Annotated in this window: 21 protein-coding genes; 12 read left to right on the forward strand and 9 right to left on the reverse strand. The window is 42.4% G+C overall.

Annotated elements, in window-relative coordinates; genetic code table 11:
* Positions 1-245: 245 nt before the first annotated feature.
* A complete protein-coding gene (hflX, locus tag AC57BQ_RS25035; protein WP_496408841.1) occupies positions 246-1,430 on the forward strand; it encodes a GTPase HflX in 1,185 nt (394 codons plus the stop codon).
* Between the two features lie 26 nt (positions 1,431-1,456).
* On the forward strand, positions 1,457-2,005 hold the full coding sequence (locus AC57BQ_RS25040; RefSeq protein ID WP_496408842.1) for a hypothetical protein: 549 nt from the start codon (positions 1,457-1,459) through the stop codon (positions 2,003-2,005).
* Between the two features lie 173 nt (positions 2,006-2,178).
* On the opposite strand, the gene AC57BQ_RS25045 is transcribed toward AC57BQ_RS25040, so the two are convergent.
* From AC57BQ_RS25045 to mqnB, 6 genes are all read right to left on the reverse strand, one after another.
* Entirely contained in the window at positions 2,179-3,366 is a 1,188-nt protein-coding gene (locus AC57BQ_RS25045) for a hypothetical protein (RefSeq protein WP_496408843.1), read from the reverse strand.
* A 79-nt stretch (positions 3,367-3,445) separates the two neighbouring features.
* Positions 3,446-4,342, reverse strand: a complete 897-nt coding sequence (locus AC57BQ_RS25050) for an alpha/beta fold hydrolase (protein ID WP_496408844.1) — start codon at positions 4,340-4,342, stop codon at positions 3,446-3,448.
* 237 nt (positions 4,343-4,579) lie between these two features.
* On the reverse strand, positions 4,580-5,074 hold the full coding sequence (locus AC57BQ_RS25055; RefSeq protein WP_496408845.1) for an SRPBCC family protein: 495 nt from the start codon (positions 5,072-5,074) through the stop codon (positions 4,580-4,582).
* Between the two features lie 26 nt (positions 5,075-5,100).
* Positions 5,101-5,445, reverse strand: a complete 345-nt coding sequence (locus AC57BQ_RS25060; RefSeq protein WP_496408846.1) for an ArsR/SmtB family transcription factor — start codon at positions 5,443-5,445, stop codon at positions 5,101-5,103.
* Between the two features lie 250 nt (positions 5,446-5,695).
* On the reverse strand, positions 5,696-6,556 hold the full coding sequence (locus AC57BQ_RS25065; protein WP_496408847.1) for a menaquinone biosynthesis family protein: 861 nt from the start codon (positions 6,554-6,556) through the stop codon (positions 5,696-5,698).
* 91 nt (positions 6,557-6,647) lie between these two features.
* Complete coding sequence (mqnB, locus tag AC57BQ_RS25070) at positions 6,648-7,268, reverse strand: futalosine hydrolase (RefSeq protein ID WP_496408848.1); 621 nt, start codon at positions 7,266-7,268, stop codon at positions 6,648-6,650.
* 76 nt (positions 7,269-7,344) lie between these two features.
* Between mqnB and AC57BQ_RS25075 the strand changes: the two genes are divergently transcribed.
* The 4 genes from AC57BQ_RS25075 (at position 7,345) to AC57BQ_RS25090 (ending at position 13,266) form a co-directional block, all read left to right on the forward strand.
* Positions 7,345-7,761 carry a 6-pyruvoyl trahydropterin synthase family protein gene (locus AC57BQ_RS25075; protein ID WP_076373999.1) on the forward strand — a complete coding sequence of 139 codons (417 nt, stop codon included), beginning with the start codon at positions 7,345-7,347 and terminating at the stop codon, positions 7,759-7,761.
* A gap of 9 nt (positions 7,762-7,770) precedes the next feature.
* Complete coding sequence (folE, locus tag AC57BQ_RS25080) at positions 7,771-8,418, forward strand: GTP cyclohydrolase I FolE (RefSeq protein WP_090472788.1); 648 nt, start codon at positions 7,771-7,773, stop codon at positions 8,416-8,418.
* A gap of 111 nt (positions 8,419-8,529) precedes the next feature.
* Positions 8,530-9,414, forward strand: a complete 885-nt coding sequence (gene fabD, locus AC57BQ_RS25085; protein WP_496408849.1) for an ACP S-malonyltransferase — start codon at positions 8,530-8,532, stop codon at positions 9,412-9,414.
* 120 nt (positions 9,415-9,534) lie between these two features.
* Positions 9,535-13,266, forward strand: coding sequence for a sensor histidine kinase (locus AC57BQ_RS25090; RefSeq protein ID WP_496408850.1), 3,732 nt, complete (start codon positions 9,535-9,537; stop codon positions 13,264-13,266).
* Between the two features lie 66 nt (positions 13,267-13,332).
* Here the strand turns inward: AC57BQ_RS25090 and AC57BQ_RS25095 are convergent, their stop codons facing one another.
* Positions 13,333-13,890: a YfiT family bacillithiol transferase gene (locus tag AC57BQ_RS25095; RefSeq protein WP_496408851.1), complete on the reverse strand. Its 558-nt coding sequence runs from the start codon at positions 13,888-13,890 to the stop codon at positions 13,333-13,335.
* Between the two features lie 89 nt (positions 13,891-13,979).
* On the opposite strand from AC57BQ_RS25095, the gene AC57BQ_RS25100 reads away from it, so the two are divergent.
* On the forward strand, positions 13,980-15,806 hold the full coding sequence (locus AC57BQ_RS25100; protein WP_496408852.1) for an FAD-dependent oxidoreductase: 1,827 nt from the start codon (positions 13,980-13,982) through the stop codon (positions 15,804-15,806).
* A gap of 53 nt (positions 15,807-15,859) precedes the next feature.
* On the opposite strand, the gene AC57BQ_RS25105 is transcribed toward AC57BQ_RS25100, so the two are convergent.
* On the reverse strand, positions 15,860-16,378 hold the full coding sequence (locus AC57BQ_RS25105) for a GNAT family N-acetyltransferase (RefSeq protein WP_496408853.1): 519 nt from the start codon (positions 16,376-16,378) through the stop codon (positions 15,860-15,862).
* Between the two features lie 88 nt (positions 16,379-16,466).
* Between AC57BQ_RS25105 and AC57BQ_RS25110 the strand changes: the two genes are divergently transcribed.
* On the forward strand, positions 16,467-18,830 hold the full coding sequence (locus tag AC57BQ_RS25110; protein WP_496408854.1) for a S9 family peptidase: 2,364 nt from the start codon (positions 16,467-16,469) through the stop codon (positions 18,828-18,830).
* Between the two features lie 9 nt (positions 18,831-18,839).
* On the opposite strand, the gene AC57BQ_RS25115 is transcribed toward AC57BQ_RS25110, so the two are convergent.
* A complete protein-coding gene (locus AC57BQ_RS25115; RefSeq protein ID WP_496408855.1) occupies positions 18,840-19,361 on the reverse strand; it encodes a hypothetical protein in 522 nt (173 codons plus the stop codon).
* A gap of 146 nt (positions 19,362-19,507) precedes the next feature.
* Here AC57BQ_RS25115 and AC57BQ_RS25120 point away from each other — a divergent pair, with 146 nt between their 5' ends.
* From AC57BQ_RS25120 to nusA, 4 genes are all read left to right on the forward strand, one after another.
* A complete protein-coding gene (locus AC57BQ_RS25120) occupies positions 19,508-19,921 on the forward strand; it encodes a hypothetical protein (protein WP_496408856.1) in 414 nt (137 codons plus the stop codon).
* A gap of 132 nt (positions 19,922-20,053) precedes the next feature.
* Complete coding sequence (locus tag AC57BQ_RS25125) at positions 20,054-21,091, forward strand: hypothetical protein (protein WP_496408857.1); 1,038 nt, start codon at positions 20,054-20,056, stop codon at positions 21,089-21,091.
* Between the two features lie 499 nt (positions 21,092-21,590).
* Positions 21,591-22,055, forward strand: a complete 465-nt coding sequence (gene rimP, locus AC57BQ_RS25130; RefSeq protein WP_496408858.1) for a ribosome assembly cofactor RimP — start codon at positions 21,591-21,593, stop codon at positions 22,053-22,055.
* A 3-nt stretch (positions 22,056-22,058) separates the two neighbouring features.
* Positions 22,059-23,294: a transcription termination factor NusA gene (gene nusA / locus AC57BQ_RS25135; protein WP_076373832.1), complete on the forward strand. Its 1,236-nt coding sequence runs from the start codon at positions 22,059-22,061 to the stop codon at positions 23,292-23,294.
* The last annotated feature ends 1 nt before the right edge of the window (position 23,295 follow it).

Genomic DNA, 23,295 nt, shown 5'->3' on the forward strand with positions numbered 1-23,295 from the left:
AGTAATATAGCAATTTAATAAAATGAAAATAAAAAAAACAATTTAATAGAGTTAATTGTATTTGCGCTTGTTTTTGATCAAAGAGCTGACCGTAAACTTGTAATTATTTGAAAGGCTGGCGCGTATAGTAAATAGAATATAATTTATATATTGCTTTACTGTAATTTTGGCATCAGCAAAATAAAGGTTGTGCTTAAATGTATGCCATTTGTTGAACTGGCATTTAGATTGATATACTGTAATTAATGAAACAAAAATTTTATGATACTGCTGTGAAGCAGGAAAAAGCTGTTTTGGTTGGTGTAATGACACCGCACGTAACCGATGAGCAAGAGAAGGAGTATTTAGAGGAGCTGGAGTTTTTAGTGGCCACAGCCGGTGGCGAAACCGTAAAGAGCTTTACCCAAAAACTACAACGCCCGGACAGGGCAACTTTTGTAGGCTCTGGTAAGCTGGAAGATATTAAAGCCTTTGTTATAGAAGAAGAGATTGATATGGTGGTTTTTGACGACGAGTTATCGCCATCGCAACTGCGTAATATTGAACGGGAATTGCAGGTGAAAATACTTGATCGTAATAACCTGATACTGGATATTTTTGCCAACCGGGCACAAACCGCCCAGGCCAAAACCCAGGTGGAACTGGCCCAACTGCAATACCTGTTACCCCGCCTTACCCGTTTATGGACTCACTTAGAGCGCCAGAAAGGTGGTATTGGTATGCGTGGTCCGGGTGAATCCCAAATTGAGACTGACAGACGTTTGATCCTGGATAAAATATCATTGCTGAAAGAAAAACTAAAGCAAATAGATAAGCAGAACGAAACACAGCGCAAAAACCGTAATCAGATGGTACGTGCCGCCTTGGTAGGTTATACCAACGTTGGTAAATCAACCATCATGAACATGATATCCAAATCAGACGTGTTTGCCGAGAACAAATTGTTCGCTACGCTGGATACTACGGTTAGGAAAGTAGTGATCGAGAATGTCCCCTTCCTGTTATCAGATACGGTTGGATTTATTCGTAAGCTGCCTCACCACCTGGTGGAGTGTTTTAAATCGACCCTCGATGAGGTGCGCGAAGCTGATATCCTGGTACACGTAGTGGATGTATCGCATCCCAATTTTGAAGACCAGATCCGTACAGTAAACGAAACCCTGAAAGATATTGGCGCTATTGATAAAAAGATGATCACGGTGTTTAATAAGATAGATGCCTTTAAACCCGAAGAGCATCAATTGGAGCCACAGGCAGAGCCACTTACTTTGGATGATTTTAAACATAGCTGGATGGCTAAGAATAACAGTCCTGCGATATTTATATCAGCTACTAAAAAAGAAAACGTAGATGAATTCAGGGATCTGCTTTACAACGAAGTAAAGGCCATACATACCGAAAGGTATCCGTATGATCAGTTGTTGTATTGAGGCCTGAGATATTAGTACAGAAAATAATGATGAATAAAGTTTTTACATCAGCAATATTAACGGTTATAATGGTGCTAATGTATGCCACTGTTCATGCGCAGGCACACAGCGGAATAGGCCTTGGTTTGGGTGCCAATATACCATTTGCATCGGGTTACAGCCCCGGAGTTGATGTCAATGTTCAGGGTAATATACGCCTTAGCGATGCCTTTGCGCTGGTACCTGCAATCGGTGTTAAGCAAATAAAAGGCGACAATGCGATTATTCATGAGGGCCCTATGGGTTATAGTACCTATACCCGGGGCGACCTGGGGGGAGTTAGCCTTGCTTTTAGCGGCAAATACTATTTTGATAAACAATGGTTTGCGAGTGCCGGAATTATAGGAATTATTAATGCCGACAGGTCCAGCAGTGGAGGCACGCTTGCTCTTGGGTACCAGGTTCCGCTTGATAACCAAAACAATGTGGAGTTCAACCTGAATGGCAGCGTTTTAAAGTGGAGCAGGACAAGCGGCAACACTACCGTGCCGGTGGCTGGTTTAAGAATAGCTTATAATTTTAATTTCAGAAGATAGTTGCTTTACCGGTTCAAGGGTACCAAAGGGGGAGCTTCTGTATAAATACTGAATCATGCCGAATTTATTTCGGCATCTCCTATAGCTGATTGTATGCATGATGATCACCCATCCTGTGGGATCCTGAAACAAGTTCAGGATGACTGTGGAGAATAGGATAAAAAAGGAAATTATCAGGAGCTTTCCCGGTATTTTAAATTTGTTAATTTATTAGGTTTCAGATAGAGGTAATCGTTTTTGAAATCCAGGATCATATTAAATCTCTTCAAAACATCATCGCCCAAATAGTTGATCATAAAGCCCACCGGGTTTTTACTACCTAAAATAAGGGTTGGGATATTGGTCAGTTCAAAACCATTGATCTTTAATGCAGGAGCAAGCACTATTTTAGTTTCATATCCAACTCCTCTTGGGTCATGAATTACGGATGATTTGAGCAGCTTTAAATTCCTGGGGAAATTTTGCTGGCTTACCCAGGTACTATCTACAACTGCGGCTTGTTCTGAGCCGGTATCAAATAAAAAACTGCCAGTATATTTTTTATTTTCTATTTCAAAAGTCCCTTTGGCGGTAACAAAAGAGCGGATGATCTCCAGCTTTGATCGCACATAACCTTTGGGGATTTTTAAGGGTTTGGAATGGATGATCAACAAATTTTGATCATAGTTGATCTCCAAAGTTTTGCTCTCAAACAGATTCCAGCCAAAACGTCCGTCCATATCGTACGCGGTTAATCCTGTAGCCACTATTTCGGGATCGGTCCAAACGGATTTCCCCATTTGTAATTTAAAAACCTTAATTAAATTATTGTAATTAGGCTTTGCTTTACCGGCCAAAGCATCGGGCTGGTTGGATAGTAGCTTTGTTTTTTTGAGGATAGCATCCCTGGTTAGCCTAAAATCCCAGGAACCGGTATCAAAATCAAGGTTTAAAGTATCGATATTGTTAATGATGGTTTTTACACAGATGGCATTATTGGCGGTTAACGTAAACGGGATAGTATCATGTGTGGCAATATTATTTTGTGATTTATCTTCGGGTGGTATAGCGCTTGCAATTTGCGTATAGCAGGAATCTTTACCATTTAACAATACCACGAAGTTAAATTTAGTCCCTGGCTTTACTTTTACCCTGATGGAGTCGATGTTGGTATAAAAAGTAACCCATTTGGCTTTTCTTGACCTTTCGGCAGTAAACACATCCGGCCTGATCTTTGGCGAAAGTGTCCAGGCATTTTTATCTAAATAGCCTCCGTCATTGATATCCGCACTTTTTGAGGTGGCTTTGATAACCGGCAGTTTTGATTGCGCAGATCCTGCATGAATCCATAAACACAGGATAAAGAAAAGAAGGTATTTCATTTATTTTGATTGAGTTTTCTATGCACTTACAAGATACATTATTCTGCTCTTGCAGAAGCAAAACCTATTCAAAAGTTCACTATTCTCGGGTTTTAATATCTGCAATCGCCTTATCTAAAAGAACATTAAACTCCTGTGGTTTTTCAATCATAGGGAAATGCCCGGTAGCGTGAATGTATAGTAATTTAAAGGGGATCTTATTGGCTGCTAAATGAGTGGTGTCGGTAGGTTCTACATCGCTGTTGATGAGGTATAACTTTGTTTTCGCTGCTTTCAGCCCGGCTATCTCGTTAAAGTCGTTATTGTCTTCCATGCAGGCGGCGGCAATTGCAGTATCCACATGGGCAACGTCGTTAAGTACTCTTTTTTTAACTGCCGCGGTAGTTGTGGTATAAAAGAGAGACTGATTGAAGTATTCAAAAGCTATTTGTTTGAAATGATGTTTCAGGGAATCTATAGCAGCGGCATATTCTTTTTTTGCTTGTGCGGTTTGCACCTGGTTCTTTCCAACATTTTTAAAAATGTCGACCACCACCAGGCCAATTACCTTTTGGGGATTATCGACGGCAGCCTGTAATACCACATCGCCCGACATGGAATGACCTACCAGGATCACCTTTTTCAGATCCAACTGCTTGATCACCGAATCAACATCGTGGCTAAATGCCAGTGTGTTCCACTGATTGCGGTTTTTACCCGATTGCCCAAAGCCAGGCAAATCAATAGCCACCACCCGGTATTTTTTGCCAAAATAAGTTACCTGATCGGCCCAGTACGATTTGTTGATGCACCAGCCATGCACAAAAAGTAAAGTGGTATCATTTTTACCCGTATCTGTATAAGCTATATTGACGCCATTATCATGAACGACTATTTTATCAATAGTATTTGATCCTGGGTTTTTAGAGGGGCTGTTGCAGGAAGTCACGATTCCAGACAAAACGATGCCGGTTAACAGGTAGAATAATGGCTTCATATGCAGTGATAGATTAATCGCTGCAACATACCATTGTTTTTGCTGATAAAGTAATCATAAAGAGGGATTTAACTTTATTTAACAGATGTGCGTTACCTATAACGAGTCTCCCTAATGTCATTGCGAGGAGGAACGACGAAGCAATCGCGAACAATGCAAGACGGCTCTGTATTCTACGAGATTGCCACGCTGCGCTCGCAATGACATATTCTTTATAATAATTTGGTTTGTGCCTTATCAAGCTGTAACACTCGCAAGCAATTCTTCCAGTCGCGCATGCGAGTCAAGAACGCCTTGCTCCATGCCCGATTGCAGCATTCCATCGCGATCAGCAACGGATTGAAATACAGATTGTGTAACTATCCTTGTCCGGTTATTGGGTAAGGCTTCAAATTTTGTAGTTTCCATTGCTACATGACCTGCTTCCGGTAAGCCTTCAAACTCAAATGTTTGGATGATACGTTCGGGGGCAGTACTTTCATGACAAACTCCATGAAAACCATACTCATTACCGGCCGGGTCTGTATGAATATAGCGATAGGATCCGCCTGCCCTGGCTTCAAATTTTTCTATCCTCATAGTGAGGTCGCATTGGCCGCCCAGCCATTGTAATAGTAATTCAGGGTCGGTATATGCTTTAAACACAAGCTCGCGTGGAGCTTCAAATTCCCGGGTGATGAAAATTTCCTGTTTGCCGGGTACGGCGGCGATGGTTGTTTGATTCTTTTCCATTTTTTTAATTTTTAATTGGTGCCTCTTTATTTTTTATCATTTGATCCATTTTCCTTTTGCATACGCGCCAGCAGATCATCCATTTTAGTAAAGCGTTCTTCTATACTCCTGCGGTATGGCTCTATCCATTGGGCCACTTCGTTCAATGGTTCAAGCCTCACTTCGCAATAGCGTTCGCGTCCGGCTTTTTTAATATCTATTAAACCGCACTCTATCAGGATCTTGATATGTTGCGATATGGCCGGCCGGCTTACCTCAAAGTTGTCGGCAATGGCATTCAGGTTCAGGGGTTGCTGCGCGATCAGGTTAATGATCTGGCGGCGGGTAGGGTCGGCTATGGCCTGGAATACGTCTCTTCTGGTACTTGTCATAATATGTAAGCGTTTGCTTACTCAAATATATATGTAAGTATTTACTTACGCAAATTTTATTTGAAAAAAATTTTGAGTGGTGTTGGAAAGGGAAGGATTAAGAGGCTTTGTTTGTGGTTTTACAACAAAAAGGTTGTCATTCTGAACGTAGTGAAGAATCTTCTTGATCATGCATGTTGGTATGCTTGGCTCTCGAAGAAGATCCTTCGTACCTCAGGATGACAAGTGGAGAATTAGGAACTAATATACCTTAGTGGGCAAGAGAGGTTAAAAATAACTCTTCTTTTATAGCCGGAATGGTATTGTTTTTCAGCGCGGTATCAAAAAGCAGGTTGATGGCTTTGCGGCCTTCTTCACCAAGGTCAACAGAATATTTATTTACGTAAAGCTCGATGTGTTTGTACATCACTTCTTCACTCATTTCCTGGGCATGCGAGCGAATAAACTCCAGGCCCGATTTTGGATTGGCGAAGGCAAACTCTACCGATTTACGCAATACTCTATTTAGTTTATGCTGAACATCAACAGGTAAATTACGGTTGGCTACAATGCCGCCCAAAGGTATGGCGCAACCGGTTTGTTTTTCCCAGTAATCGCCCAGGTCCAGGATCTTCTTTAACCCTTTGTCCTGATAGGTGAATCGGTTTTCATGGATGATCAAACCCACATCAACACGACCTTCCAGCACCGCATTTTCAATGTCCGAAAACACCAGTTCCACCTTATTGGTAGCATTGGGGAAAGCATATCCTAATAAAAAGTTGGCGGTGGTGTATTTACCGGGGATACCGATTTTGAGTTGTGGGTTTTGAGTTTTGAGTTTTGAGTGGAGTTGTTCGGGATCATCCTTGCATATCAGCATGGGGCCTACGCCGTAGCCTAGCGCGCTGCCAGAGTCGAGCAATACATATTTATCGGCCACATAGGCAAAAGCATGATAGCTTAGTTTGGTCACATCCAGTTCGCCGCGAAAAGCTTTCTGGTTCAGGGTTTCCACATCATCATAAAAAACCTCAAACTCCAGGCCTTCGGTATCAATTTTATGATGTATCAGCGCATCGAAAATAAAAGTATCGTTAGGGCAGGGCGAAAAGCCGAGGGTTAGCTTCATAAGTTATACGTTGTAAGTTATACGTTGTACGTTCCTGGATCCTCACGTAAAACGTATAACGTAACACGTAAAACCACAACAAGCGTACAGCCTAATTATTAATGATCCGGTTAACCAGCTCGATGGCAAAGTTATTCAGATTTTTAATGGCAAGTTGTATGTCCCAGTTGTCGCGGTTACGTTTTTCCACATAATTTGACACTGATCTGATTTGCAGGCAGGGTGTATTGAACTGACGGCAGGCATAAAAAAAGGCTGCGCCTTCCATGGTCTCTATCTGTGGGTTCAATCTTCGCTGTATTTTTTGAATGGATTCCTCGTTGCCATGCACGGTATTTACCGTAATGGCCTTTGCTTTGGCCAGGTAAAGACTATTGCAAACCTGCTCCAGCGTGGTAGTTGGCTTAAACTTATTTTCACCAAAGCCAAGGGTGGTGATAGGTATAAATTCCTGGTCATCCTCGGCGCCTGTTTCGGCAAAAGTATCTTCGGTAATTTCAACTACATAGCCCGGGGTAATACTGCGGTCAAAGCTGCCGGCAATACCCAGGTTAATCACCAGATCATATTTGTGCATATTAAACTGCCGGCCCAGGGCAAAGGCAGTGGGTACCATGCCGGCGCCGGTTATCAGTACATCAAGCTTATTTCCAAAACTGTTTACTAAAGGTTCAACCTCAAAGGAGGTGGCTGCTACAATTAATATGAGCATATAGGTTTTTTTTGACTGCTAAGATAAAACAACTCAGCTATTTTTGTTTTGTATATTTGCACCCACAAATATTATGATGATACATATTACGCGCAAGGAACATTTTAATGCCGCTCACCGGATGTACCGTGAGGAATGGAGCGCTGAAAAAAACTTTGAGGTATTTGGCAAATGCGCCAACCCCAACTGGCATGGGCATAATTACAACCTGTTTGTAACCGTTAAAGGCGAAGTTACACACGCTACAGGTTACCTGATAGATCTGAAAGAACTCAAAACCATCATTAACGATTACGTGATCGAAAAGCTCGACCATAAGAACATCAATAAGGATGTACCTTTTATGGAAGGCAAAATGGCGTCGACAGAGTTATTGTGCATTGAGATATTTAACCAGCTTAAAGCGCCTATTGAAGCTTACGAGGGTGTTTTTTTACACTCGGTTAAATTATATGAAACCGAAAACAACTCTGCCGAGTACTTTGGCGGATAATTTGATAAGATGAACAACGACCACATTCCACCAGTCCGCGATGACGACGATGATGACGCGTATGGTTACACCAAGGTTGACAGGTATAATACCGAACTGATCACCAACCTATCAGCAAACTACCATGATGTTTTAAAACAAATTGGCGAAAACCCGGAGCGTGAGGGCTTGCTAAAAACCCCCGAGCGTATGGCCAAAGCCATGCTGTATTTGACCCATGGATACGATCTTGATGCTAAAGAGATCATGAATTCGGCCATGTTTAAGGAAGAATACAGCCAGATGGTGATCGTAAAGGATATTGAAGTATACTCTATGTGCGAACATCATATGCTGCCGTTTTTTGGCAAAGCGCATATCGCTTACATCCCTAACGGCTATGTGGTTGGCCTGAGCAAAATACCGCGTATTGTTGATGTTTTTGCCCGCCGCCTGCAGGTACAGGAACGTTTAACCAATGAGATACGTGATTGTATACAGGAAACCCTGAATCCTATTGGTGTAGGGGTTGTTATTGAATGCCGTCATTTGTGCATGAGCATGCGCGGTGTACAAAAACAAAACTCGGTAACAACCACATCGGCATTTACCGGTGAGTTTTTAAAAGAGAAAACCCGTACAGAATTTTTAAATTTGATATCAGCTAAGCTGGGTTAAGTCCGGGCGAGAAGCAAGATATAAAAATCAAGAACCAAGAGAAGACAAAAAGGAAGTAGATTGCCGGATAAAATAAATCCGAAATCGAGCATCCGACATCCGAAATAAGAAATGAAAGCATATATTTTTCCGGGGCAGGGCTCCCAGTTTCCAGGTATGGGTAAAGATCTGTATGAACAATCAGATAAAGCCCGTGAGTTATTTGAAAAAGCTAACGAGATATTGGGTTTCCGTATCACCGATGTAATGTTTGATGGCACTGCCGAAGATCTGGTGCAAACCAATGTTACCCAGCCGGCCATTTTTTTACATTCGGTTATTTTAGCTGCTGTTTTGGGCGATGATTTTAAACCGGAAATGGTTGCGGGCCATTCGCTGGGCGAATTTTCGGCATTGGTATCGGCAGGTGCATTATCATTTGAAGATGGTTTGCGTTTAGTGGCTGCACGTGCCAACGCCATGCAAAAAGCCTGCGAGCTGCAGCCATCAACCATGGCAGCCATTTTAGGCCTGGATGATTTTACGGTAGAAGACGTTTGCCAACGGGCAACCGCCGTAGTGGTGACTGCTAATTATAATTGTCCCGGGCAGCTGGTTATTTCGGGCAGTATAGAAGGTATTGACGAAGCCTGCGAAAAACTGCTTGCAGCCGGAGCGAAGAGAGCACTGAAACTTAAAGTTGGCGGCGCGTTCCATTCTCCCCTGATGGAATCGGCAAGGGTTGAGCTCGAAGCAGCCATTGTTGCTACCGAGATCAAAGAGCCTGTTTGCCCGGTATACCAAAATATCGATGCCAAACCTTATACAAATACGGCATCTATCAAACAAAATTTAATAGCCCAGCTTACCGGTCCGGTGAGATGGACACAAACTGTAAAACATATGCTGGAAGATGGAGCAACATCATTTACCGAAGTAGGGCCGGGCAAAGTGCTGCAGGGTCTGGTAAAAAAGGTAGATATGGCGGTACCCACCAGCAGTGCGGTTTTACAATAAATCCAGTATCAAGTAGTTAGTATCAAGTATCAAGACTTTTTTACCAATTCTAAATCCGTATTTAAGAGGTCTTGATACTTGATACTAATTACTTGATACTAACTAAAACATACAGGAAATTTGACTACCTCAGGAAAAATACGCTTGTTGCTTACCTTAATAGGCCTTAGTTTATTAATTACGGCCATTATTGTTCAAAAAGCGTATTCTCCTGTAAATAACCTGGTAAAAGCCGGCACCACGCTGGAAGAAAACCTGCATAAAAAAGAGGCTTACGTAAATGAGCTGATCAACAATAAGCTAAGCTTCAGGTTGCTAAAATACCTGCCCGATAATGAGCAGGATGCCCTTAACGATATTAATGACATCACGGTTAATAATCGTATATTGTTTGTTACGCTGCAAAACAATAATCTACGGTTTTGGAGCGGGATAAGGGTTATTCCTGACAATTTGGGGGCTATAAAAGAAGGTTACTCTTTTACCAGGCAACCCAATGGTTACTACGAAACAATAAGAAAAACCAAAGGCGACTTTTCCGTTATCTTTTTTATTCCGATAAAGCTCAACTACGCGTTTGAAAACCAGTATCTGCAAAACACGTTTGATAAGGACCTGGTTAAATATAACAACGTTGAAATAGCCGAGTTTGCAGACAATAACGTTTATGAGGTACACAGCAGCAATCACAGCTATTTATTCTCTATAAAGCTAAAGCCCAACAGCGTTAATTACGCCTTTGTTTATTATGAGCTGACATTCTGGATATTAACCGTTATGGTGTTGTGCATTTTAATGCACAGGGTATGCAGCTATGTAGCTTTAAAAGGATATGCGCTGCTATCCATCATACTATTAGCGGCGTTCATAGTATTGTTCAGATATATTAACCTGCACTTTAACCTGCCAGATTTTGCTTATACACTGTCGGTATTTAATCCTATATATTATGCCTCCAGCGTAGTATATCCTTCCCTTGGCGATTTTTGTATCAATATCCTCTGCATATGCTGGTTTGTTACCTTTATGTATCTGCAGCGGCGCAGGTTGTTTACAGTTGTACCCGGTAAAACGGCTGGCTACTTTATTGTTGTAGCCAGTATATTGATACTCATTGCCAGCTCAACGCTGCTGTTAAACTTATTTTATGGTTTGATCATCAATTCAAAAATAAGCTTCAATGTCAATAATGTATTGAGCCTTTCGGGCTTCAGTTTGCTTGGCGTATTCATGCTGTGTTTCAGTTTTCTGGTATTTTATATTATTGATGAGATCATCCTTTCTATTTGTCTCAGGTTATTAGTGCCGCGTTCGCATCAGTTATTTCTGCTATTGCTGGGCGTGGTTGCTACAACAATAGTTTTTGCCCTGTACCGGGAGTATACATCGTTTTACCTTTTGTGGTGCATCCTTGTTATTATCAGGGCTTATGGGCATTTATATCATAAGGGGCGGCTCAATGGCACAACATTGCTGGGTATTATACTGATATGTGCCCTTATTTCGGCTATTAAGCTTAACCAGTTTGAAAACGTAAAGGAGCGGGAAACACGTAAAGCACTTGTTCAGAAACTGGAGGTTCCGGATGATGCAACTGCCGATTATATTTTCAAAAAAATAGAGGGGCAGATCATTGCCGATACAGCCATTATCGGATACTTTACGCCGAATGCTGTTCACAATAAAGATTTCCTGAAAACCCGTTTCCAGAAATTATATTTTGATGGCTATTTGTCGAAATACGAATTTAAAGTACATGAGTATAACGAGCTGGAGCAACCACTAACAGATGATAATTATACGCTGAATGTATTTAAGGACCTGGTATTGTACAGTTCATTTAAGGTGTCGGATTATTTCTACCGTGAAAATGAATCGTTCGGGTTTCAGAATTACTTTGCCATTTTACCCGTTAATCATGGCGGCAAACAATTGGGTACCCTGGTCATTGAATTAAAATCAAAGCCATTGCAGCCATCAGGCACCTTTCCGGAGCTGCTGGTTGACGGGCATATCAAGCCTGAAGATGAATTTAAAGATTACTCCTACGCGTTTTATATCGACAATAAACTCCTGAGCCAAAAGGGTAATTATGTTTATACCCTTAATAATACCGAGTTTCAGGGAGTTATTAAAAAGTACATCATCAAAACCACACGTAGTACTAACGCTGAGTGGTATGATAGCTTTACTACTTACAGCCATTTAATATATAAGCCCAGTAACCGTAATTTGATAGTGGTGAGTAAAGAAGAGAACCCCCTGTATAACGGGATCACCTCGGTTACCTTCTTTTTTGTGGTACTATTAATTTTTAGCTCGGTTATTTTAACCATCCGCTGGTTACGGATGCGTGTAAAAATATGGAGCATTAACGATCATGATTTAAAATGGGGTTTCAAAATAAACTTCGACAGGATATTATATCGAACGCGTATCCAATTTTCGATGGTATTTGCCGTAATGATCACCCTCTTGATGGTTGGTTTCATCACTTTTGTATCCATCAGCACCCAATATCACACGCAGCAGGATAAAATGATCCGCGATAAGATAACCCGTATAGTTACGGCCTTTGAAAGCGGTCAGTTCAATAAATATATATACAATGTTAATGAAGAAAGCCAGGTGAGTTTTAACGAGCTGGCCAATAATTATTCAACCGACCTTACTTTATTTGATACCAACGGGGTACCGCTGGTAACTACCCAGCCCAAAATTTATGAGTATGGCTTAACCGCCAAAAGAATGAATGCCAAAGCTTTTATTTACCTGAGCAGGCTTCAAAAATCGGAGTTTGTGAATGAGGAAAAAATAGGCGGATTGAGTTATAAAGCGGCTTATGCACCTATTATCAGCTCAAATAAAACGATAGCGTATATCCAGCTGCCTTATTTTTCGAACGAAGCGGATTACCGGGAACGTATCAGCGCTCTGTTAAATGTGATGATCAATGTATACGCGGTGGTGTTTTTGGCTATCGGGTTGTTCGCGGTTATTATTGCCCGGCAAATTACAGCGCCCCTAAACTTTATACAGGAAAGCTTAAGTAAAACCATATACGGTAAAAAGAACGAACACATTAAATGGGCGCGTAATGACGAGATCGGGGCGTTGATATCTGAGTATAATAAAATGATATCAGCACTGGAGAACAGCGCGCACCGCCTTGCTCAGTCCGAACGGGAAAGCGCCTGGCGCGAAATGGCCAAACAGGTGGCCCATGAAATTAAAAATCCGCTAACGCCGTTAAAACTGGGCTTACAGCTCCTGGATAAATCATGGAAGGATAAAGACCCTAAGTTTGATCAGAAGTTTGAGCGTTTTAGCCGGTCGTTTGTGGAGCAGATCGAAAGCCTTTCGTCTATCGCGTCGGAGTTTTCGGCCTTTGCCAAAATGCCCGATACCCGTATTGAGCAGATCAATATTTTTGATATGCTGGGCCAGGCCGTCACCATCTTTAAGCAAATGGATAATATCCTTATTGCCTATCAGCCGCCCGAAACGCCATTTATGATCAATGCCGACCGCGACCAGCTACTGCGTTGTTTTAATAACCTGCTCAAAAATGCTATTGAAGCAACCCCACCAGACAGGCAAGGGGTTATCGACATCAATTACCTGATAACCAGTAAAAACGTACTGCTCACTATTAAGGATAATGGTAACGGTATCCCCGAGAATATGCGCGAAAAAATATTTGAGCCCAATTTTACTACCAAAAGCTCGGGCACTGGTTTGGGGCTGGCATTTGTTAAAAACTCCATCGAAAATGCCAATGGCAAAATTTGGTTTGAAACAACCATTGGCAGCGGTACCTCTTTTTATCTGAGTTTCCCGGCGGCCATTTAAGCGAAAAGCTTAAGGCAAAAAGCCCAAAGCAAAGAACATGGTGATTTTTGCTTTCAGCTTTTTGCTTTAAGCCTTCAGCTTTTCGCTTTCGGCTTTCTTCTTGAATTTCTTCACTGTTTCGGTAACATGGGCCAGGTGATGGTTGCTGTGCCATGCATAAAGTCCAAGCCCCCTGATGAGGGAAACGGTATCGCCCGAAGCCGGGTGAACAAAGGTGCGTGACCATTCATTTTCTGTAAAGCTTTCAAACAGGGCAACAAAATGCTGGTGTATCCCTTCCAGGATTTTTAAGGATGGCTCAACCGGCAGACGATAATCCGGCAGCAGGGCCCAGTCGGCCTCTTCGTATGGTTTTATTACCGGGTTGTTTTCAGTTAAAGCCAGCTTAAAACGGGTAATGGAGTTCATGTGGCTATCGGCCAAATGGTGTATCACCTGGCGCAGTGTCCAGCCTCCGGTGCGGTAGGGCGTATCCAGTTCCTGGTAGTTTAGGCCGGCAATAGCATGTCTTAATTTACCCGGCAAGGTCCTGATATCGTCTATCCATTCGCGTATATCTTCGTTGGTATATGATGCCGGCGGTGTAAATTTCCCTATCGGGAATTTCATTTGTTCATCTGTCATGGGCTGTAAAAAAATTTAATTTAGGTATAATTTAAAACTACCACAAGCTTTTGCTATAAATTAGCGTTCTGTACCTATTTAATAAACCGATGGTTAAAAAGATATTGTTAGTACTCCTGCTTTTAAATGCCTCATTTTTATATGCACAAACCATCAAAACCGATATACTGGTTATAGGTGGCGGAGCTGCCGGAACCGCGGCAGCTATACAGGGTGCACGCAGTAAACTAAAAACCATATTGGTTGAACCCGGGCCATGGCTGGGTGGCAGCATGACGGCAGCCGGCATGTGCGTTGTTGAAGGTAACAGGAATTTGCCAACGGGTATCTGGGGCGAATTCCGCAGGCATGTGCGCGATTTTTATAAAAGCAGGCTGGGTTATGATACTACGTATAATGCCACCCTGCGTTTTGAGCCCTACACCGGTGCGGCCATCCTTAAAAAGATGACCGATACCGTTAAAAATCTCACCGTAAAATTAAATACACCTTTCACCGCCATTGAAAAGGATGGCACTGGCTGGCAGGTGAGCATTACCGAAAATAACAGAACCACCACCATAAAAGCCAAAGTAGTGATTGATGCAACGGAAACCGGCGATGTAGCAGCCAAGGCTGGTGAGGTACTCATAGCGGGTTTTGACAGCGCGCAGGATACCGGCGAAAGTTTAGCCCCGGCCACAGCTTTGCCCCGTATACAGGATATTACCTGGATAGCCATTGTAAAAGACTTTGGGAAAACAGCCGATAAAACCATGGCCAAACCACAAGGTTATGATGCCGCGGAGTACGCCTGCCTGAAAGGAAAAAACATCAGCAAAATGCTGGCTGAAGGCAGATTGCCTAACGATAAATACATGATCAAATGGGCAGGATGCGGTAATCAATACCCAACCACTGCCGAGGACCTGAAACCGGCCAACCGCGAGGCTTTTTATGCTAAAGCACGTTTACATACGCTGGGTCTGATATATTACCTGCAAACAGAGCTGGGTTTTAAAAACCTTGGCTTGGATGATGAATACCCAACGCCCGATCACCTGCCTTACCTTCCCTACATCCGGGAGGCCGGCCGGGCTAAAGGCTTGGTCCGTATGACATTGGACGATCTTTACCAGCCTTACGATCGCCCGGTAAAATTGTACCGTACCGCTATTGCCGTTGGCGACGCCTCGCCCGGGCAACATTATGGAGAAGGTACCGCGCCGAAAACAAACTATCCGCCGTTTATGGCTTACAGCATTCCGCTGGGTTCTATCGTGCTGAAAGATCTGGACAATCTGCTGGTTACGGAAAAAGCACTATCGGTATCGCACCTGGTGAATGCCAGTAGTATGTATCCTTCTGTTCAAATGGCAGTAGGGCAGGGTGCGGGAGCAACGGCTGCTTTTTGCGCTTTCTTTAAAACAACCACCAAAAAACTAAATGTGCGGATAATACAAGGCGAATTGCTTGATTTTAAAGCCTGGTTATTGCCTTTTTCAGATATCAAGCCAAACGACCCTTATTTGAGGTCGATGCAGCAAATTGGGGCTACGGGTTTACTTAAAGGGATCCAAAAGGTTAACGGCAACAGCGCACAGTTGCTGTTTATGCCAGATTCTGTAGTAAGCACCGCCGAAGTGGAGCCTTTTTTTAAGGAGATATACGCCCGTGCCTTTTTATGGTTCAACAAAGAAAAACCAGGCGAAAAGTTCACGCAGGGTAACCTGTTGTCGTTCATCAGCGAGATCACTTTGACCGAGCCTAAAACGCTGCAGATAAGCCTGCAGAAAGCCTGGAAAACGCAGTATAAATTCAGCTCTGATTTTGACCTGAACCGGCCGGTAACCCGGCGCGAGTTTGCTGTTTTGGCTAATAAGTTTTTAAACCCCTTTGCCCGTACGGTCGATCTTTCCGGGCGAATGATGAATTAGTATGGCATTGTATTCTTGTCCTCTCCGGGCCTCCTGAAAATAGTCTAGCTGAATCATTCAGGTTTCAAAATAGCGTATAGGTGCTTATCCATCACTACGCCTTTTTTGATCAGCGCGTTGCGCATAATACCTTCTTTAACATAGCCTGCCTTTTCAAGCACCCGCATGGATGCGGTATTTTTGCTGAACACACCAGCCTGTATACGGATGATGCCTAAGTTTTCAAAAGCATAATGGGTAAGCAACTGTACAGCTTCGGTGATAATGCCGCGCCCCCAGTAAGGTTCGGCGAGCCAATAACCTATTTCGGCTTCTTGGTGGTTGGCATCAACTTTTAAGTCTACGGCAATACCGCCGCAAACCTGGCCGTCAACAGCTATCGCGAAATTGGTTAACAGCTCTTGTTGCTTCATAAAAGCCACCCAGATAAAGGCATCGTTCAGGGTATAAGGATAGGGAAAGCGATCCAGTAAAAAGGCAGACACATTCGGGTTATCCGCATGTTTTTGCAATGATGCTTCATCGCCATCAAACCATCCCCTTAAAGTAAACACTGAACCCTGTATTTCCATTTTGTAACAATAAAATGTTTAAAAATAACAATGATAACCGAAACTGCTAAATTGCAGATATTTTAAGGCATTTTGCCGTACTGATCACATGAAGAAACTCATTACTTTACTCCTCATCGTTAACGCTGCCGCTGCGTTTGCTCAGAAACTGGATACGTTGACTATTGAAAAGATCATGCGCGACCCCAAATGGATCGGTGTATCGCCATCCAATATCCGCTGGAGCGACGACAGTAAAAAGATCTATTTTAAATGGAACCCCGGTCATGATGATGCCGATGTATTATATGCCATTACTACCGGTAACACCAGTCCGCAAAAAGTAAGCATAGCCGAGCAGCGTGGTTTAACTACAGATGGTGAGTGGAATAAAAGCCATACGCAAAAGGTTTTTGAAAAAAACGGCGATCTGTTTTTAGCTGATATTACAAGCGGCAAGATTACCCAATTGACCAATACTGAGCAGCGCGAGGATGACCCCATTTTTAGTGGTGATGAGCATGATATCATATTTAAACAAAACAATAATCTTTTTGCCCTGAAACTCAGCGGCGGACAGTTAAAACAGCTTACCAATTTTGTGCGCTCCTCAACGGATAAAAAAGATGCCGAAAAGCTGAACGATGAGCAATTATGGCTCAAAAAACAACAGCTGGAACTTTTTGATATCATTAAAAAAGAGGCGAAAGAAGATAAACTGGATTCCACCCAAACCGCAGCCCTGGAGCCTCAGCAATTAAAAGAACTGGTTACTGCTGGTGATCGTGTGGGTTTGGTAAAAATAAGCCCGGATGGTAAGTACGTTACCTATCGCTTAACCAAAACTGCCGATGGCGTAAAAAATGCTATCGTCCCTAATTATGTAACGGCTTCGGGCTTTACGGAAGATATCCCGAACCGCTCCAAAGTCGGCAGGCCATCATCTACCTCAAAAATGCTGGTCTTTGATACCCGTCGCCAGTCCTTTTACCCGGTGCTTACCCAGGACATTCCGGGTATTAAAGATCTGCCCGATTACCTGAAAGACTACCCAACAGAACTGGCCGAACGTAAAAAAGCAAACGCAGACAGACAAGTAGATATAGAAGGCCCTTTCTGGAGCGCGGATGGTAAAAATGCTGTTGTGGTGATCAGCGCGCAGGATAATAAGGATAGATGGATCATGCGCCTCGATCCGGTAACAGGTAAACTAAGCCTGCTCGACCGTCAGCGTGATGAAGCCTGGATCGGTGGCCCGGGTATTGAAACCAGTGCCGCAGGTAATGTTGGTTTTACAGATGATACTCACTTTTATTTCCAGAGCGAGGCCAGCGGTTATTCGCATATTTACCTGGTTGATGTGGTAAGCGGTGCAAAAAAACAACTCACCAGCGGCAAATGGGAGGTGCAGACCCTGCAATTATCAAACGACAAAAAGACATTTTACTTTACCGCCAATATAGAGCACCCGGGGATCACGCATTTTTATAGCATCCCGGTAAGCGGCGGCAAACCGGTTAAAATTACCGGAATGAAAGGCGGTAACGACGTAAGCCTTTCGCCCGACGAAAAATGGCTGGCTATCCGTTATTCCTACTCCAACAAGCCCTGGGAATTGTATCTGCAAGCCAATAAGCCGGGCGCAAAGGCGGTACAGATTACACATTCTATAAGTCAGGAATATACTTCATACCCATGGCGCGATCCGGAGATCATCACCTTTAAAAACCGGTATGGCAATGATGTTTACGCGCGCCAGTATCTACCTAAAAAGGCCGATCCGGCTAAACCCGCAGTTATTTTTGTACATGGTGCCGGTTATCTGCAGGAGGTTACTTATTCCTGGAGTTATTACTTCCGCGAGTTTATGTTCAATAATATGCTGGCCGATAATGGCTATACGGTACTGGATATCGATTATACAGCCAGTGCCGGCTATGGCCGCGATTGGCGCACAGGCATTTACCGCCACATGGGTGGTAAGGATCTGACTGATCAGGTTGACGGGGTAAAATACCTGGTTGAAAAATTTGGTGTTAACCCTAAGCATGTGGGTTTGTACGGCGGTTCATACGGTGGTTTTATTACCTTGATGGGTATGTTTACCGAGCCCGATGTTTTTGCAGCCGGTGGAGCTATCAGATCGGTGACCGATTGGGCGCATTATAACCACGGATATACCTCCAATATTTTAAATGAACCATTTACTGATGAGCAGGCTTACCGTAAAAGTTCACCTATTTATTTTGCCAACGGTTTAAAGGGCAACCTGCTGATGCTGCATGGTATGATAGATCAGAATGTGAATTACCAGGATATCATCCGCCTTACCCAAAAACTCATCGAGTTGCACAAGGAGAACTGGGAACTGGCATCGTACCCGGTAGAAGATCATGGCTTTGAACAACCCAGCAGCTGGGCGGATGAGTATAAACGAATATTTAAACTATTTGAGCAAACGTTGAAAAAGTAAATAAGAAGGTTAGCTTTTTCTTCTGCGTTCAACAAAGTTCACAATCAATCTGCTATCGACCATCATAAAATAGCCAATAACCAGTTTAAGAAGCGCATAAACTATCCATGGAGATGACCGATTGTGTTTAAATCCATCATAGGAATCCTGAAGCTGAAAATAGGTGAAAAGATTTTGGAAAAGGACTGGAAACGCATCAGCCACGAATATGCCACCCAATACCACGACAATTATTTTTAAGACAACAGACCGATGAACATTGATCTCAAATTTTTCGTCCTCAAGATCCTTTTCAAGCTTTAATTTTTCAATGACCCAGTCGGTCTTAAAAATACAGCCCCAGGCAGCCAGTAAACAAATGCATCCTTGGGTAAGAAGTAAAAGTTCGGATATGAAAACCTGAGAGTTTTCATGATCCTTTGTGCCTAAAGAAGCTAACACAAAAAATTGAGGTAATAGTAATAGTGATTGCCATATGATGTAAAGGCCGGCGATTTTGATAATGATTGTCCAGAGTGATTTTAGTGCCATCAAAAAATGTTTTAAGGTTTAGCTCAATAGTTAAACTAAATTCGACTTATTTTTGATCAACACCAAATAGTATAAATAAAGATATCCCTGACTTAATGTGTGGTTGTCTGATCATGATATAATCAATAGTAAGAGAATATACTTGTATGAAAAAAATAGGATTGCTTTTGATTTTTTTCTGCGCTGCTTGTAGCAGTAAGCCTCAATCTCCCGTAATCCATATTAGTAAGATTGATCAGGAACGGTCTATCAAAATAAGTGGTTTAGATGCGGCCATTATCCAGGACATTGCCCGTGATTCATCGGGAGCGAACTGGCAGGGGCTGATACCGGTTTATAAAATGCCGGTTGATACGGAGATGAAAAATTATCAGCCCGTACAGCCTGGTATATACCATATAGCGGATGGTTCCGTTATTTTTACGCCGGATACCCCGTTCATGAGCCATCAAACTTATTTTGTGCGATATTATAAATTGGATAGCGGTAACCAACTGACAGATTTTATTGCGGGGCGTAATAAGCTGAACAACCTGCACTATAATGACTTAAAGTTTTAGTTTAACATAACTGGTTTGTAATATTACTTAACTTTGCTGATCATAATATCTCTCTGGGCGGAATGAAAGCCGCCTAAAGATCTTTCAATCGAGAATACCTAAACACTTATTATTAACCTAAATCCATGTAAAATGAAACATCTAAAAGTATTAGCCTTAGTGGCGGTGGCTTATGGCCTCATACTAATTTCCTGTAGTAAGCACGGCACAAACCCAAATCCAACTGTCCCCAAAGTCAAAGATGTGTATTTATCAGGCCGTATAAATCATGACACCTACCAGGCAGCAACTTACTGGAAAAATGGCGTTCCTGTTGATCTTAGCGATAAGGTACATGCTACTTTTGCAAATTCAATGGTAGTTGTGGGGAATGATATATATGTTGCTGGTGAACAATCGTTAGGAGGAAACCTTACAGCGGCCAAGTACTGGAAAAATGGAGTGGTTACTACCCTGAGTACTTATAAGCCTTCCTGTTCTGCAAACTCTATCGCGGTTGCCGGGAGTAACGTATATATTGCTGGTAATGAATATGATGATAGGGGAACCCAAATACTCACTGTACCCAAATACTGGAAAAATGGTATAGCAGTTAACCTTCACGATGGTACAAGTACAGATTATGCTGCTACGAATTCCATTGCGGTTGCGGGAAGTGACTTATATATTGGCGGGAATGATGACATAGGGGGACTATACTGGAAAAATGGAGTGGTTACCAGGCTTGTTGATGGTTCAAATCGGACTTCTGTATCTGCAATTGTGGTTGTTGGAAGTGATGTATATGCTGCGGGTTATGTGGCGGCTGTTAATCCAACGGGAATAGGCGTAGCGGCGTATTGGAAAAATGGCGTGGTTACCAGGATTGGTAATGGTACAGCTACTTCTTATGCAACTTCCATTGCAGTTGTGGGAAGCGATGTATATGTTGCAGGTAATCAATCAACAGGAGGCCGATATGTAGCGGCGTACTGGAAAAACGGCGTAATTACCAGCTTCGATGATGGTCAAAATCAGTCTTTTCCAAATTCCATCGCGGTTGTCGGCAGCGACGTATTTGTTGGAGGGTATGGGCCGCAGGGGGTTGTATACTGGAAAAATGGCGTGGCTACTACTGTTACCAATGGTACAAACGCTGTTTCTTATTCTCTGTTTGTAACAACCAAATAAGTACTTAGCCTGGTATCATCCTGAAAAAAAAGATAGCCCGGTTTTCATAAAAAAATCGTATATTGTATATATCAATAGCCCGGCTTTCTTTTTTTAGAAAGCCGGGCTGTTTGTTTCAAAGAAAACAAGGGCAAAAATCGACCGTTTGGTATGTAGTTGTTTGATTTTTAGCTATTTGATACTTTTTAAACCTTTCAAAACCCATCAAAAATTTGTTAAAAAGTGTTAAAATCGATGGTTTTGAATGATTTTTAAGCGGATTTTGATCCGTTTTGGCCCAATTTTGAGCTGAAAAGTGTTAAAATAAAAGCTTTAAAAAGTTTATTGGCTTAGCCAATAACAGTAAAAAAGAATACAGTCGTCTTGGACATGTGTTGCAATAAATTGCTTGAAAATCAAATAATAATATGTATATTTGCACCTAATTAATAAAAGAGGGGGCGATTTGTCCCCTCTTTTATTTTATCAATCAAATTATCAATCAAAATACCGGAGGGTAATGAATATTGAAAAAAGAGTAAGAGAGCTGGTTGAAGAGAAGATAGCCGATAAGCCGAATTTGTTTATAGTGGATATCAAAATGCACTCAAACGGAAAGCTGATTGTGCTGGTAGATGGTGATAACGGCCTGGGAATTGATGATTGTGTGCAGATAAGCAGGCATGTAGGCTTCCACTTGGAAGAGGAAAATGTGATAGAGACCGCATACAACCTGGAGGTATCATCGCCGGGGATTGATTTCCCGCTATCGTCAACCAGGCAATACGCCAAAAACATAGGGCGTAACTTGGGCATCAAAATGGCCGACGGAACCAAAAGAGAAGGCAAATTGACAGCCATAACAGAGGATGCCGTTATCATTGAAGAAAAAGTAAAAGAAAAAGGGAAAAAAGCCGAAACTGTTGAAAGCGTGATCCCTATTGATAAAATAACAGAGACAAAAGTTTTAATATCATTCAAGTAGAAAATGAGCAATATTAATTTAATTGATTCTTTTCAGGAATTTAAAGATTTCAAGAACATTGACCGCCCAACCATGATGAGCGTTCTGGAAGACGTTTTCAGAAGCATGATCAGAAAAAAGTATGGCACAGATGAAAATTGCGACGTAATTGTAAACACGGACAACGGTGACTTAGAGATCTGGCGTACCCGTAAGGTGATGGAAGATGGATTTAGTGAGGATGACGACCTGGAAATAGAATTAGCCGAAGCACAGCGGATTGACGCTGATCTGGAAGTAGGAGATGATTACATTGAGCAGATCACGCTGGAAAGCTTTGGTCGCCGTGCTATTTTAGCCGCCCGCCAAACACTGGTTTCAAAAATTCTGGAACTGGAAAAAGACGAGATCTTCAAAAAATATAAAGACCGTGTTGGTGAAATTGTTACCGGCGAGGTTTACCAGGTTTGGAAAAAAGAAACCTTGGTGCTTGACGATGAAGGCAATGAGTTATTGCTGCCAAAAACCGAGCAGATCCCGGCTGATTACTTTAAAAAGGGTGACAGTGTAAAAGCGGTTGTTCATAAGGTAGACATGCTGAACAGCAACCCTAAGATCATTATTTCACGTACCGCTCCTGAGTTTTTACAGCGTTTGTTTGAACTGGAAGTACCGGAGATCTTCGACGGACTGATCACCATCAAGAAAATTGTACGTGAACCAGGCGAAAGAGCTAAAGTGGCTGTTGAATCATATGATGACCGTATCGATCCGGTAGGTGCCTGCGTGGGTATGAAAGGATCACGTATACACGGTATCGTTCGTGAATTAAAAAATGAGAATATTGATGTGATCAATTTCACCAACAATGTTCAGTTATATATTCAACGTGCATTATCACCAGCCAAAATAACTTCTATTAAGCTGGACGACGATAAAAAAACAGCGGCGGTATATTTAAAACCCGATCAGGTATCACTGGCCATTGGCCGTGGCGGTCATAACATTAAACTGGCTGGTAAATTAACCGGCTATGAGATAGATGTTTACCGCGAAGCAGATGAGCATGACGAGGATGTGGACATCGAAGAGTTTTCAGATGAAATTGATAGCTGGATCCTTGATGAGTTTAAACGAATAGGTTTAGACACCGCAAAATCGGTACTTGCTTTAACAGTAGGCGAATTGGTAAAACGTACAGATCTGGAAGAAGAAACTGTAAAAGAAGTGTTATCAATATTGAGTGCTGAGTTTGAATAAG

The organism is Mucilaginibacter sp. BGA-UO-ETr-C110 (assembly GCF_059567985.1).

Coding starts and splice junctions, on each gene's coding strand:
- hflX (WP_496408841.1), top strand. CDS start 246: ATGAAACAAAAATTTTATGATACTGCTGTGAAGCAGGAAAAAGCTGTT.
- AC57BQ_RS25060 (WP_496408846.1), bottom strand. CDS start 5,445: ATGACAAGTACCAGAAGAGACGTATTCCAGGCCATAGCCGACCCTACC.
- nusA (WP_076373832.1), top strand. CDS start 22,059: ATGAGCAATATTAATTTAATTGATTCTTTTCAGGAATTTAAAGATTTC.
- AC57BQ_RS25095 (WP_496408851.1), bottom strand. CDS start 13,890: ATGACAGATGAACAAATGAAATTCCCGATAGGGAAATTTACACCGCCG.
- folE (WP_090472788.1), top strand. CDS start 7,771: ATGAACAACGACCACATTCCACCAGTCCGCGATGACGACGATGATGAC.
- rimP (WP_496408858.1), top strand. CDS start 21,591: ATGAATATTGAAAAAAGAGTAAGAGAGCTGGTTGAAGAGAAGATAGCC.
- AC57BQ_RS25125 (WP_496408857.1), top strand. CDS start 20,054: ATGAAACATCTAAAAGTATTAGCCTTAGTGGCGGTGGCTTATGGCCTC.
- fabD (WP_496408849.1), top strand. CDS start 8,530: ATGAAAGCATATATTTTTCCGGGGCAGGGCTCCCAGTTTCCAGGTATG.
- AC57BQ_RS25075 (WP_076373999.1), top strand. CDS start 7,345: ATGATACATATTACGCGCAAGGAACATTTTAATGCCGCTCACCGGATG.
- AC57BQ_RS25105 (WP_496408853.1), bottom strand. CDS start 16,378: ATGGAAATACAGGGTTCAGTGTTTACTTTAAGGGGATGGTTTGATGGC.
- AC57BQ_RS25065 (WP_496408847.1), bottom strand. CDS start 6,556: ATGAAGCTAACCCTCGGCTTTTCGCCCTGCCCTAACGATACTTTTATT.
- AC57BQ_RS25055 (WP_496408845.1), bottom strand. CDS start 5,074: ATGGAAAAGAATCAAACAACCATCGCCGCCGTACCCGGCAAACAGGAA.
- AC57BQ_RS25040 (WP_496408842.1), top strand. CDS start 1,457: ATGATGAATAAAGTTTTTACATCAGCAATATTAACGGTTATAATGGTG.
- AC57BQ_RS25100 (WP_496408852.1), top strand. CDS start 13,980: ATGGTTAAAAAGATATTGTTAGTACTCCTGCTTTTAAATGCCTCATTT.
- AC57BQ_RS25050 (WP_496408844.1), bottom strand. CDS start 4,342: ATGAAGCCATTATTCTACCTGTTAACCGGCATCGTTTTGTCTGGAATC.
- mqnB (WP_496408848.1), bottom strand. CDS start 7,268: ATGCTCATATTAATTGTAGCAGCCACCTCCTTTGAGGTTGAACCTTTA.
- AC57BQ_RS25045 (WP_496408843.1), bottom strand. CDS start 3,366: ATGAAATACCTTCTTTTCTTTATCCTGTGTTTATGGATTCATGCAGGA.
- AC57BQ_RS25115 (WP_496408855.1), bottom strand. CDS start 19,361: ATGGCACTAAAATCACTCTGGACAATCATTATCAAAATCGCCGGCCTT.
- AC57BQ_RS25120 (WP_496408856.1), top strand. CDS start 19,508: ATGAAAAAAATAGGATTGCTTTTGATTTTTTTCTGCGCTGCTTGTAGC.
- AC57BQ_RS25110 (WP_496408854.1), top strand. CDS start 16,467: ATGAAGAAACTCATTACTTTACTCCTCATCGTTAACGCTGCCGCTGCG.